The organism is Lachnospira pectinoschiza (genome assembly GCF_020564355.1).
Taxonomy (GTDB): domain Bacteria; phylum Bacillota; class Clostridia; order Lachnospirales; family Lachnospiraceae; genus Lachnospira; species Lachnospira intestinalis.
The window spans coordinates 641,042-654,255 of record NZ_JAJCRR010000001.1 but is presented as its reverse complement, the minus strand read 5'-3'; the positions used below and the strand labels follow the sequence as shown (position 1 = coordinate 654,255).

11 protein-coding genes are annotated in these 13,214 nt (G+C 43.5%); 1 reads left to right on the top strand and 10 read right to left on the bottom strand.

Annotated elements, in window-relative coordinates:
* Positions 1 to 12: 12 nt before the first annotated feature.
* The gene (pta, locus tag LI288_RS03115) at positions 13 to 1,014 is read right to left on the bottom strand and encodes a phosphate acetyltransferase (RefSeq protein ID WP_022432164.1); all 1,002 of its coding nucleotides are present in this window, start codon (positions 1,012 to 1,014) and stop codon (positions 13 to 15) included.
* A gap of 310 nt (positions 1,015 to 1,324) precedes the next feature.
* On the opposite strand from pta, the gene LI288_RS03110 reads away from it, so the two are divergent.
* On the top strand, positions 1,325 to 2,617 hold the full coding sequence (locus LI288_RS03110) for a nucleotidyltransferase (protein WP_227089398.1): 1,293 nt from the start codon (positions 1,325 to 1,327) through the stop codon (positions 2,615 to 2,617).
* 46 nt (positions 2,618 to 2,663) lie between these two features.
* On the opposite strand, the gene LI288_RS03105 is transcribed toward LI288_RS03110, so the two are convergent.
* From LI288_RS03105 to LI288_RS03065, 9 genes are all read right to left on the bottom strand, one after another.
* Positions 2,664 to 3,173 carry a DNA-deoxyinosine glycosylase gene (locus tag LI288_RS03105; protein ID WP_227089397.1) on the bottom strand — a complete coding sequence of 170 codons (510 nt, stop codon included), beginning with the start codon at positions 3,171 to 3,173 and terminating at the stop codon, positions 2,664 to 2,666.
* 15 nt (positions 3,174 to 3,188) lie between these two features.
* Positions 3,189 to 4,049 (bottom strand): methylenetetrahydrofolate reductase [NAD(P)H], encoded by an 861-nt coding sequence (gene metF, locus LI288_RS03100; RefSeq protein WP_022432167.1) that lies wholly within the window; start codon positions 4,047 to 4,049, stop codon positions 3,189 to 3,191.
* 181 nt (positions 4,050 to 4,230) lie between these two features.
* A complete protein-coding gene (locus LI288_RS03095; protein ID WP_022432168.1) occupies positions 4,231 to 5,595 on the bottom strand; it encodes a PFL family protein in 1,365 nt (454 codons plus the stop codon).
* A gap of 106 nt (positions 5,596 to 5,701) precedes the next feature.
* A complete protein-coding gene (locus tag LI288_RS03090) occupies positions 5,702 to 5,974 on the bottom strand; it encodes an ACT domain-containing protein (protein ID WP_022432169.1) in 273 nt (90 codons plus the stop codon).
* A gap of 42 nt (positions 5,975 to 6,016) precedes the next feature.
* Positions 6,017 to 6,814 carry an MBL fold metallo-hydrolase gene (locus tag LI288_RS03085; protein WP_022432170.1) on the bottom strand — a complete coding sequence of 266 codons (798 nt, stop codon included), beginning with the start codon at positions 6,812 to 6,814 and terminating at the stop codon, positions 6,017 to 6,019.
* Between the two features lie 174 nt (positions 6,815 to 6,988).
* The gene (locus LI288_RS03080; protein ID WP_227089396.1) at positions 6,989 to 9,148 is read right to left on the bottom strand and encodes a cell division FtsA domain-containing protein; all 2,160 of its coding nucleotides are present in this window, start codon (positions 9,146 to 9,148) and stop codon (positions 6,989 to 6,991) included.
* Positions 9,149 to 9,200: 52 nt separating this feature from the next.
* The gene (gene coaE / locus LI288_RS03075) at positions 9,201 to 9,794 is read right to left on the bottom strand and encodes a dephospho-CoA kinase (protein ID WP_227089395.1); all 594 of its coding nucleotides are present in this window, start codon (positions 9,792 to 9,794) and stop codon (positions 9,201 to 9,203) included.
* A gap of 165 nt (positions 9,795 to 9,959) precedes the next feature.
* Positions 9,960 to 12,659 carry a DNA polymerase I gene (gene polA / locus LI288_RS03070; RefSeq protein WP_227089394.1) on the bottom strand — a complete coding sequence of 900 codons (2,700 nt, stop codon included), beginning with the start codon at positions 12,657 to 12,659 and terminating at the stop codon, positions 9,960 to 9,962.
* A 26-nt stretch (positions 12,660 to 12,685) separates the two neighbouring features.
* Positions 12,686 to 13,102, bottom strand: a complete 417-nt coding sequence (locus LI288_RS03065; RefSeq protein WP_227089393.1) for a zf-HC2 domain-containing protein — start codon at positions 13,100 to 13,102, stop codon at positions 12,686 to 12,688.
* Between the last annotated feature and the right edge of the window lie 112 nt (positions 13,103 to 13,214).

Below are 13,214 nucleotides of genomic sequence, written 5' to 3'. Positions count from 1 at the left end.
CTCTAACTTTAATTACTTGCCTGCGTTCTGAGCCTGTACAGCTGTCATGGCTACAACACCTACAATGTCTTCTGCGAAACATCCTCTTGATAAGTCATTAACAGGCATAGAAAGACCCTGAAGAACAGGACCGTAAGCACCTGCCTTTGCAAGTCTCTGAACCAGCTTATAACCGATGTTACCTGCTTCAAGAGATGGGAATACCAATGTGTTAGCCTGTCCTGCTACCTTGCTGTCCGGAGCCTTTAACTTTGCTACTTCAGGAACAAGTGCTGCATCTAACTGAAGTTCACCGTCAACTGTCAGTTCAGGATACTTTTCGTGTGCAATCTTTACAGCATCTGCTACCATTGTTACTCTGTCGTGCTTTGCACTGCCGTATGATGAGAATGAAAGCATAGCGACCTTAGACTTTGCGCCTGTAAATGCTTCAAAGCTTTCTGCTGATAACATAGCGATTTCTGCAAGTTTTTCAGAATCAACATCTGGATTTACAGCACAGTCAGCAAATACGAATAATCCGTTTTCGCCGAGTTCACAGTCCGGAACTTCCATTAAGAAGAAACCTGAAACGCTGCCAATGCCCGGCTTTGTCTTTAATAACTGTAATGCCGGTCTGATTGTATTGCCTGTAGAATGGCATGCACCTGAAACAGCACCGTCTGCATCACCGCACTTGCACATTAAACATGCATAGTACATGTAATCCTTTTCCATCTGTTCCTTAGCCATCTCCGGTGTAACACCCTTTTTGCTTCTTAATTCAACAAATTTATCAATATATTTCTGCTTGTTTGGATCGTTGAACGGATCAACAATTGTAGCACCAGTGATATCATAGCCCTTGCTGTTTTCAGCGATTTCTTCAGGTGTACCGATGATAATCAGATTAGCGATACCTTCCTTTAAAATCTTTTCAGCAGCCTCAAATGTTCTCTTATCCATAGATTCTGGCAAAACAATTGTCTTCTTGTCTGCTTTTGCTCTCTCTTTAATTTCGTCAATAAATGCCATGATTACTGACTCCTCCTTGTATTATGTTAAATATTTTCCAGCGTTGCGCCGAAATCCTATTTAGAGTATATACCAAATTTTTCAGAAGTACAAGTTTTAAATCATAAGCAATTTATTTTTATCTATATTTAGTTGCAGTCCGCCATCCTTTATGATACGGTATTTCTTAGATATCAGGGTCAAAAGGTCTAAACCCACATGAGCTTGCTCATAAGTGGGTGAATGACCTTGTGACCCGCCCCCATATCTTTTTTAGTACAGCAACTCAGATACTACAAACACAGGGCATTTGCCCGGATTGGAGATTTTTATGAAAGCGGTCGGACTGATTACGGAATACAACCCTTTTCACAACGGACATCTATATCATCTTCGGGAAGCCGTAAAAATGACACAGGCAGATGTGTGTATCGCCGTCATGAGCGGAAATTTTGTACAGCGCGGCGAACCTGCCATGATTCATAAATATGCCCGCTGCCGCGCCGCTGTTGACTGTGGTGTGAATCTCGTTGTTGAACTGCCATCCTTTTATGCACTGTCCAGTGCAGAATTTTTTGCAGACGGCGCAGTTCAGGTCTGTGATGCCCTTGCTATTTCGTCATTGGTATTTGGCAGTGAATGTGGTGAACTTACACCTCTGCAGGCAGCTGCTGATATTCTTGTACGTGAACCGGACGATTACAGACAGGCTTTAAAAAATGCACTTGCCACCGGAAAAACATTTCCACAGGCACGGCAGGAAGCCCTGATACACTGTCTTAAAGTGTCAGGACATCGCGCTTCTGCCGGTAATGCTTTGGCTCTTCTTCCTTATGAGGAGCTGTTGGAACTGCTGGCAAATCCCAATAATATTTTAGGCATTGAGTATTTAAAAGCCCTGCAAAAACATCACAGCCCTATTGCACCTTTTACTCTAAAGCGCGCCGGAGACGGCTATCACAAAGAAACACTGTCCGGAAGTGCCGCATTTTCAAGTGCCTCGGCTATCCGAAAGCAGTTTACAATATCGGATAATGCAATGCAGGATTCTTTAACGCAGGCACTCCCACAGCCGATGCTTGAAGCACTCCATGCCGGCCACAATCAATACATGCCGGTTGTTTTAGATGATTTTACCACATTTTTGCAGTACAAACTGGCTGAAATCTTTATGAAAAATCCGGCTAAAGACGACTGCATCCGGGCGCTGTGCGGTTATGCCGACATCACGCCGGAGCTTGCAAGCCGCATTATCAGTTTGCATGCACCTTCTGACACTTTTTCACAACTGGTTTTGAAGGTAAAGAGCCGTCAGTATACGTATTCCCGTGTCTGCCGCTGTCTGATGCACATTGTATTAAATATTGATGCCGGTATGCCGGAAAGATACCGCACACTGCCTTATGTGCGCATTCTGGGATTTGATAAAAAAGGACAGGATTACCTTTCTTGTATCAAGAAAAGCTGCCCTGTCCCGCTGATTACCAAAACCGCCGCTTCAAAAGCGCTGCTTGGTGATGATATTTTTAGTACCAATATTTATAATCTGGCTGTTTGCCGGAAATTCGGCACAATAATTCCCGATGAATTTCATCAAAAAATTTATATTAATCCCCGTTTCTAAGCAGTCTGTTTCAAAGGGTCGATGAGAAATTCTCGAAGGCGGTTTCTCATCTGCCATCACAGATTTTTTCAAATAATTCCCGGTAAGCCGCCGTCAGCCGGGCAAGATTCCAAGCCGCATTTGCCGGGCTGGTTGACGGCATTTTTATAATTCCCCGCTTTGTAACCGGATATACGTATTTCTGATACAGTTCATATGCCTTTGTACCGTTTGCAGCTACCGCCAGAAGGTGTGTACGTGCAAAAAGCTCCGCAAAATCATTCGGCACAACATCTGTGATACTGCTGTCTGACGAACCTTCAATGCTGCAGCTGTGAATCACATCCCAGACCGCAATATGATTTTCCAAAAGAAAATTCTTTTTTTCTTCAATCGTTTGCGGCTGGGTCGAATCCATGACTGCCGCCATCACTTTCCAGAAGCGGTTCTGCGGATGTCCGTAATAAAAATGATTTTCTCTGGATTTTACAGAAGGAAATGTTCCCAAAATCAAAATTTTTGAATTCTCATCGAAAACCGGTTCAAATGTATGTGTAATATTTTTAAATTCCTGCATACTTCTATGCCTTTCCTAAATCAAATGCTGGATTCCTGCACAGATTTTCTTCGCCACTTCAGGATTGTTCATTGTATACAAATGGATTCCATGCATATCATTTGCCAGCAAATCCAAAATCTGGTTCACCGCATAATAAATACCCGCTTCCATCATTGCCGGTTTATTATCGGCATAGCGTTCCACGATTTTTTGCAGGGAATCCGGCAGAGTCGCCCCGCACATTTTCACCATGCGCTGAATCTGTGCGGCACTGGTAACCGGCATAATGCCCGGTGTCACCGGCACGGTAATCCCGTTATTTTTACAATCGGAAGCAAAATCATAAAACAGGTGGTTGTCAAAAAAGAGCTGGGAAAGCAATAGTTCTGCCCCTGCATCGACCTTTGTTTTTAAAGCTTTTAATTCCTGCATATGACTTTCCGACTCCGGATGGTCTTCCGGATAACACGCTCCTGCAACGCAGAAATCGCCCTTTTCCTTCATATATGTAATCAAATCTGACGCATGTTTAAAATCTTCCTTTTCGGGAATATCAGGATTTCTGTCACCACGCAGTGCAAGAATATTTTCAATGCCCTCTGCCTGTAACTGTCTTGCAAATTCGTCAATTTCCTGTCTGTCATAGCAAAGGCAGGTCAGATGAACGACCGGCTCAATATGATAATCCTCTTTGATTTTCTTTGCCAGTTCTATTGTTTTATTTTTATTGGCACTTCCGCCCGCACCAAAGGTCACGCTGATAAAATCCGGCTGTACCTCGCACAGTGCTTCCAATGTGCGGTCTATATTTTTTAATTCTTCTTCCTTTTTCGGCGGAAATATTTCAAATGAAAGTACCGTCTTTTTATTTTGATAAATTTCTGTCAATTTCATAACCTGTTCCACCTTATCTGTATATAAATGCCGGCATTTTCCTGCCCACTGTCTTTTCATCCATGCCATAATCGGCATTTCTTTGCGGTCTTTGCATTTTTACAGAAAGGCTGCCGAAAAAACTATGGTCAGAACGCATCCCCAACTGTTTTTTCCTGCAGCCTGTCATCTGTTAAATCATTTAGTTTTTAAAGCTGTGAATTGGAGCCGGGATTCTACCCTGTCTGTTCACAAATGCGGAACAGTCAAACTGATTAACCGGCATAATTGGCGCATAACCTAATAAACCGCCGAATTCAACGGTTTCTCCGACACCTTTTCCAACAACCGGAATCACACGGACCGCAGTCGTCTTCTGGTTTACCATACCAATTGCCGCTTCATCTGCAATAATACCTGAAATCGTTGTTGCCTTTGTATCTCCCGGAATTGCAATCATATCCAGTCCTACAGAACATACGCAGGTCATTGCCTCCAGCTTTTCAATGCATAAAGAACCGTCAAGCACTGCATCAATCATCCCCTGATCTTCGCTGACCGGAATAAATGCACCACTTAATCCGCCGACATAAGAAGATGCCATAACGCCACCCTTCTTTACCTGGTCATTTAACAGGGCAAGTGCCGCAGTTGTACCCGGCGCACCGGCTCTCTGTAAACCGATTTCCTCTAAAATGTCGGCAACACTGTCACCGATTGCCGGTGTCGGTGCAAGCGACAGGTCGATAATACCAAACGGTACACCAAGACGCTTAGAAGCTTCCTGTGCAACCAGCTGACCGACACGCGTAATCTTAAATGCTGTCTTTTTAATCGTTTCGCAAAGCACTTCAAAGCTTTCGCCGCGGACCTTTTCAAGTGCATACTTTACAACGCCCGGACCGCTGACACCCACATTGATAATCGCATCATCTTCAGATACCCCGTGGAATGCACCTGCCATGAACGGATTGTCGTCCGGTGCGTTGCAGAGTACTACCAGCTTTGCACAGCCTAAAGAGTCTGCATCTTTTGTCTTTTCTGCGGTTTCTTTAATGATTTCACCCATAAGACGGACTGCATCCATATTGATGCCGGTCTTTGTTGAACCGACATTAACAGAGCTGCAGATTAATTCTGTACTTGCAAGTGCTTCCGGAATAGAACGGATTAACAGTTCATCACTCTTTGTCATGCCCTTTGACACGATTGCAGAATAACCACCGATAAAATTAACGCCAACCGTGTGAGCGGCGCGGTCAAGTGTCTTTGCAATCGTTACATAATCCTCCGGTGTCTTACAGGCAGCTGCACCGACCAGTGAAATCGGTGTAATTGAAATTCTCTTATTGACAATCGGCACACCGAATTCTCTTGCGATTTCTTCACCTGTCGATACTAAATCCTTTGCCAGTGTTGTAATCTTACGATAGATTTTCTCATTGACTTCATCGAGATTCTCACTGGCACAATCTAACAGATTGATACCCATTGTAATCGTTCTGACATCAAGATTTTCCTGTTCTACCATTTTATTTGTTTCGTTGACTTCAAAAATATTAATCATGCGCGTATTTGCCTTTCCCATAAAATATTGTTACTAATCCTCATTTCTGAGCAGCCTGCTGCGAAGATGCGATGAAAAATCAGCACATCAGTGTGATTTTTTCACACTAGATTCTGTGCATCATATCAAAAATTTCTTCCCGCTGACACTTAATTGCAACACCGATTTCTTCTCCCAGCTTGTCTAAATCTGTAATCACTTCATCATAGGTCTTTGCAGAAGCGCCGGTATCAACAATCATCATCATGTTAAAATAACCTGATACGATTGTCTGTGAAATATCAAGAATATTAATCTTTGTTTCTGCAAGATATGTACAAACCTTTGCAATAATTCCTACGGTATCTTTTCCTACTACTGTAATAACGCACTTTCTCATAATTCCTCCATTCCGCCTTCCGGCATAAAAAAAATGTATTTTTTAAAGTGTGATGATTCTGGAAGGTTCGCTGCGTTTTGCGACCTCTATATCAAAATCTTTTGCTTTATAGCCGTTTTCACTCATATCAATCTCAAGCCGCACTGTTTCAAATGCCAGCTTGTCGTAATTGTTTTCTTTGCTTAAATGTCCAAGCAGCACGGTATTTACATTATCGTTTAACAAATCGTTAATGAGCTTTCCCGACACTTCGTTGGACAAATGTCCCTTATTTCCAAGTATGCGCTGCTTTAAATAGTACGGATAACTTCCGACCTGCAGCAGGTTCACATCGTGGTTCGCTTCAACTAACATTGCCTGCGAACCGGTAAGATTATTTACAATATAATCATCATAATATCCGAGATCCGTTATCACGCCCGCCTTTTTTTCACCGCACGTCACCGTATAAGCAACCGGTTCTTTGGCATCGTGGGATACCCGGAACGCATGAATCTGTAAATCATCAATGCAGATATCACTGTCCGGCTCAATCACCCGAAACAGTTCTCCCGGCAGTTCACCAAGCGTCCCTGCCTCAAAAATGCCGTCGCGTGTTCCTCTCGTGGAATAGACCGGTACCTTGTCTTTTCTTGTCAGCACCCCCAGCCCTTTAATATGGTCGCTGTGTTCGTGGGTTACAAATACGGCCGAAATGTCATTGACACTTAAATCCGCCGCTGCCAGTCCTTCCAGTATCTTTTTACGGCTTACGCCTGCATCTATTAAGATATGCGTATTGTCTGAGCCAATATAAATGCAGTTTCCGCTGCTCCCACTGGCTATGGACATCATTCTCATAGTATTCTCCATTCCGCGTGATTCTTCACACTTCTCCTTTCCGCAGGCATTTTAATGCCGTAGGAATCGCGAACTGAATTGTTCAGTTCTGCGATAAAAAGCGGCTTTGTGGCGCCTGCGACACAAAGCGCTGTGTGAAAAATCTTAAATTTAAGGATTCTTCACACTTATCCTTTACTGTTCCCAGTATAAATCGACGACATCACCGTCATGCAAAGGTGCCGTATAAATGCCTTCCTGTCCGTTTAACTTTAAGACGATATTTCCCTTTGGCTTGGATAAATCAAATTCATAATACTGGAACAAATCTACCAGAATATAATCCTTTTTGCCTGTCAGCCGTACCGGCTGTCCGTTAATCAGAATTGTAATATTCCGAACTGCCTGTGATGACATACCCTGCACTTCCTGCGCGGCGGTATCCGTTGAACCAGTCTGCGTTCCGGCATTTTCGCCCGAAAGTGATGTATCATCATCTGCCCGTGAATTCCCTGCGGTATCAGCTATATCTTCTGTCTGTTCCTCTGTATCATATCCGTCATTTTCTTCGGATGTTTCTTCGTAACCCGCATGTTCTGTAATGGCAGAGGTCTTGACACTAAAATTCTCATAAACCTTTGTATCTTTGTCTGCCAGTTCATTGTTGACATACACATCATATCCGGTAATATCGTAATCCATAAATTCAAACAGCTGTGCCACGGTATAGAAATTCTCCATCTGAATCTGATCGCCGTCCTGAATATCGTAAAAACCCGATTTCAATTCGCCGTTGACGTATGCAAATTTCGGACACGGCACACGCTTACCGTTTACAATAAATTCTATCGTTGCCTGAAATTCCTCCAGCTGTTCAATCGTCATATGCGCCGGTTCACCCACGCCGGATTCCTGCACCGTAATAATATCATTCTGTTCAATCCGCGCATTCAGATTGGTCTGTCTGCCGTTTAACTGTACAACAGCGCCTTCTCCCGCCTGTCCGCGTACCAGCCTCATCTTTCCGTTTACGGTAAAATTCAGCTCTTTTCCTCTGCGTGGAAACAGCTTTTCATTCGGAAAACCAACCTGCATAACCGCATCTACAATTGTCAGCTTGTCATTATCGTATAACTTCACACGTTCATTATTGACATTGACAAAAATAAAGTTGTTCTTCTGTGTATAATAATTCGTACAGATACCGACCGGTGTTACATACAGCGAATCCTTTTTAAAATTATCCACCATAAATTCCACGGTTGTCAGCACTTCCGGTCCACGGACTGCCACACGTTCCTTCTGTATTCCGAGATACTCGGCAACCTTTTGTGTATATCCGGCAATCTTTCCACCGCCGCCCACAACAAACACTGCACTGACCGGCTTTCCTCCATTTAATTCAATAATCTTATCCGCTGTGTCTTTTGCCATGGTATCAACGACCTGATTGGCTGTCTTTATAATATCTGCCGACGGAATGGTCTGTTCCAGTCCCATAATATCTGCAAATGTCACTGTACCCTCTGCATTATCGCTTGCCAGTTTTTTAATTTTATCTGCTGTGTTAAAATCAACAAGATAAGTTTTTGCAATAATTTCTGTAATTTCATCCCCTGCAAACGGAATCATGCCGTACGCAATGATACTTCCATCTTTTGTAAGGCAGATATCGGACGTTCCCGCACCGACATCAATCAGACCAATATTTAAAAGCCGGTACTGTTCCGGAATTGCAATATTCATGGCGGCAATTGGTTCGAGTGTCAGGCTTGCCACTTTTAATCCGGCATACCCTACTGCCTCATACAAACCGTCTACAACTTCTTCCGGCAGAAATGTTGCAATCAGTTCCACGCTGATTTTATCTGCCTTGTGTCCTTCAAGATTTGTAATATCAAATCCGTTCAACCGGTAATTGACCGGCGTGTTGCCGACACAATAGAAGCGGATTTTGTCCGATTCCCGGTTAATCTGCATATGTGCCTTTTCAACTGCCAGCAGATTTAAAGAATAAATGTGTTCCTGTGTTACTCTCGTCTCTTCCTCGAACACATATTCTGCCGTTGCGTTGACCGTACGCAGTACACGTCCGGCAGCTGCAATACAGACGTCTGAAAGCTGTCTGTCCAACTGTCTTTCCAAATCATTTTTCACTTTACGGATTGTATCTCCGACTTTATATATATCATGTATCTGTCCATCAAGCATTGCCCGCGTTTCATGCTCCTGTTGTGCCATTGCCACAACATGAAAGCCCTTTCTGTCCTGAAAGCCCACAACGCCAACGATGCTTCTTGTACCAATATCCAGTCCAAATACCAAATCTTCCTGAATAGCTGCTGTATTTTGCATAGGTACCTCCACTTATCATTTCGACTAATTTTGTCAAACTGCTACAAGAATATCACATTTGAAGCAATTTCTCAAGCTGTGACAGCGTAAAATCCAAATCTTTGCTGTTGTCAACCGTATGCGCACATGCTTTTGCAAATTCTTCTTCGGTCAGCTGGCTCTTTAAAATGGAATCTATTTTCTCATCCGTATATCCGCGGCTTGCCTTCAAACGCTCCCTGCGCAGGGTTTCCGGTACATAAATATACCAAAACTCGTCACAGACCGTCTGATAATGGTCCTCAATCAAAAGTGCCGCTTCAACAAAGCAGTATTCATACGTATCTTCTGCCTTTAGACATGCAATCTGCTCCATAATTTTCTTTTTTACCAGCGGATGGGTAATGCTGTTTAACACAATCCGCTTGTTCGGATTGGTAAACACCACGGCTGCAAGCTTTTTTCTGTCAATCGTGCCGTCAGGCAGCAGTATTTCCTCTCCGAAGAAGTCCACAACTTCTATAAAAGCCTTCCCGCCCGGTTCCATCAACTGCTTTGCCACATCATCCGCCTTTATAATATATGCCGAAAAATTTTTCTCCAGCAAATCCAGTACCGCGCTTTTGCCCGAACCGATTCCACCCGTAATTCCAATTATCTTTTTCATACTACTCCCCATTCCGCAGGCATTTTAATGCCGGAGGAATCGCGAGCTAAATGTCAGATTTAGCTCTGCGATAAAAACTATTTTGTGACGCCTGCGGCACAAGATAGCCAACGTCAAGTTACACTTGACGTGTGAAAAATAAGCGCATCAGCGTTATTTTTCACACTAGTGGGCCTCCAGCCAGTTCTTTCCTTCTTTCAAATCCACTTCCAGTACCACTGCAAGCTTTACCGCATTTTTCATGGCATCCGTCATGAGCTGCTTGACTTCTTCCACCTCATCCTGATGCGCCTCTACGAGCAGTTCATCATGCACCTGCAAAATCAGGCGGGATTTTAAGCCGCGTTCCTTTAACCGGTTATAGACTTCTATCATCGCGAGCTTGATAATATCCGCCGCCGTTCCCTGAATCGGTGCATTCATGGCAACACGCTCACCAAATGAACGCTGCATGAAATTGCTGGACTTAATTTCAGGAATCGGACGTCTTCTGTTAAACATCGTCAGCGAATAACCGTGTTCCTTTGCAAAAGCCACCAGCTCATCAATATAAACCTTAATCCCCGGATAGGCTTCAAAATATTTTTCAATATACTCTGCCGCCTGCTTTTTTGAAATGCTTAAATCCTGGCTCAGTCCGAAAGAGCTGATACCATAAACAATGCCGAAATTGACCGCCTTTGCGTTTCTTCTCTGTTCCGGCGTTACCTCGTCAAACGGCACATGAAAGACCTGCGAAGCAGTTGTTCTGTGAATATCCTGTGCAGAATTATACGCTTCTATGAGTTTCTCATCACCGGACATGTGTGCAAGAATCCGCAGTTCAATCTGTGAATAATCGGCATCTAAAAAGACATAGCCGTCCCTCGGAATAAAGACCTGACGAATCTTTTTGCCAAGCTCCATGCGGATTGGAATATTCTGGAGATTCGGCTCGGTACTGCTGATTCTGCCGGTTGCTGTAATCGTCTGGTTAAACGTGCCGTGGATTCTGCCATCCTCCTGAATGTAGCCAGCCAGCCCGTCTGCATAGGTGGATTTCAACTTTGTCATCTGACGGTAATCCAGTATTTTCTGAACCACCGGATACTCCGGTGCCAGCTTTTCCAGAATATCTGCCGCCGTGGAATAGCCGCTTTTGGTTTTCTTTCCGTTTGGCATGCCCATTTTTTCAAAAAGAATCACACCAAGCTGTTTTGGCGAATTGATATTAAACGTTTCTCCGGCATCGGCATAAATCTCCTGCTCCAGTACCGCAATTTTTTCACCGAGCATTGTGCCGTATTCTTTTAATGCAGCACTGTCCACGCGGATTCCCTCTGCCTGCATTTCATAAAGCACAAATACGAGCGGCATTTCAATATCAAAAAACAGCGACCGCATATTTTCTTCTTCTAAGGCCTTATAAAGCGGTTTCCACGCCGTCATTGCAATATAGCTTTCCATGCAGAGCAGTCTGCAGAGCGTTTCCTGCTGTGTGTCCGCCGCCTCGGCTAAGGTTGTTTTTCCGAGCAGTTCTGCCCTTGAATTAAGTGTCAGCCCGCAGAAATCTTTTGCAATTGTATCATAAGTATATTCTTGGTTTGTCGGATTTAATAAATATGCTGCAATCGCGGTATCAATAAATTGATCCTGCGATACCTTTAACCGGGTATCCTTGCTGTCCCCCGGACAATTTCTAAACAAATCCAGCTTTTCTTTTAATGCCATTACCGCAATCTGACGGGACGGACACTGCTGTACCAATTCTGAAAGCTTGTCTGTTAGGTATTCCTGTGTCACAAAACCCGAAACCGGAATGTAAGCGGTTTTTTCGGGACTGACCGCAAGGGAAATGCCGTATAAAACGCCCTTTTCAACTGCCGCCGCAAAACCGATAACCGCATTTTTATCTGTACGTACCTTGTTCTGTGCCTGTGCAAAAAGTTCTTCCACTTCCGAAAATTCCGTCACACATGTAAAATACCTGTCTGCTTCCAATGTAATTCCGGTATCTTCCTGATTAAAACGCTTTAAAAAGGATTTAAAATTAAACCGCTTAAACAGTTCATATGCTTCCGGCGTGTAATATCCGCCGACTGCCGCATTTTCAAGATCATAATCGACCGGTACGTCAATATCAATCGTTGCGAGAAATTTGCTTAATTTCACCTGTTCTACATTTTCACTGATGGATTTTTTTGCCTTCGGCGGCTTTAATTCGTCAAGGTGTTCAAAAATTGTTTCGATATTGTGGTACTGTGTAATCAACGCCGAAGCCGTCTTTGGACCGACCCCCGGCGCACCCGGAATATTATCCGAAGTATCACCCATCAGCGCTTTCATATCAATAAATTCAAGCGGTGTCACACCGTAGAGTGTCTCCACGTCCGCCGGAAGATAATCCTCTACTTCCGTGACACCTTTCTTTGTCTTTGGAATACGGATTTTAATGTGTTCTTCCGCAAGCTGCAATAAATCCCTGTCCCCGCTGATAACGGAAACGTCCAGCCCTTTTGCCGCGGTTTTCTTGGCAATCGTTCCCAGTAAATCGTCTGCTTCGTAGCCCTCTTTTTCTACAATGGTAATCTGCATGGCGCGCAGCAGTTCCTTAATCAGCGGAACCTGCTGTTTTAACTCCGGTGCCATCGGTTTTCTCGTTCCCTTGTATGCCGCATATTCCTTATGCCGGAAAGTCGGCGCACTCAGATCAAACGCAACCGTGATATAATCCGGTTTTTCCTCATCAATAAACCGGAACATGATATTTAAAAATCCATACAGCGCATTGGTATGGATTCCCTCTGCATTGGTTAAATCCGGCACTCCGTAAAATGCCCTGTTTAAAATGCTGTGTCCATCTATTAAAATTAATTTTTTACGCAAAATAGCCTCCTGCTGTTGTTACATTCTTAGTAATACCGGATAATTATCCATAAAATCAGCGTAAGCAGCATGCACAGGTTTGCCGCATACCAGCATAACCGCACAAAACGATTCCACGATTTCAATTTTTCCAGTTTTGCACGGCTGTTTTTCAGCTTTAATTCAACCAGTCCTTTAAAATCATACTGTTCCACCAACTTCTGATAACATTTAGCCACGGCAGCCGTATTTTCATCTTCACTTAATCCATAGGCAACAATGTAATAAATTTCAAATTCTTCCCTACAGTCCTTACATGATTCTACATGCTGTATAAAAAATTCCTCCTGTTTTATATCCAGCTGACCATGGTCAAATTTTCCAATCATTTTCTGGACTTTTTTACAATCTGCCATGTCTATACTCCATTCTGCCGCACCGGCGGTATCCATGCTCTTTCTCATCTTTTATCCGTAACTCTATTAGAGTACCACAATCCGTTCTTTTTTTCCACCTGCATTGCCATATTTTTTCAAAAAGGTGTTGATTTTAAAAAATGAATGTGTTATGATTCTA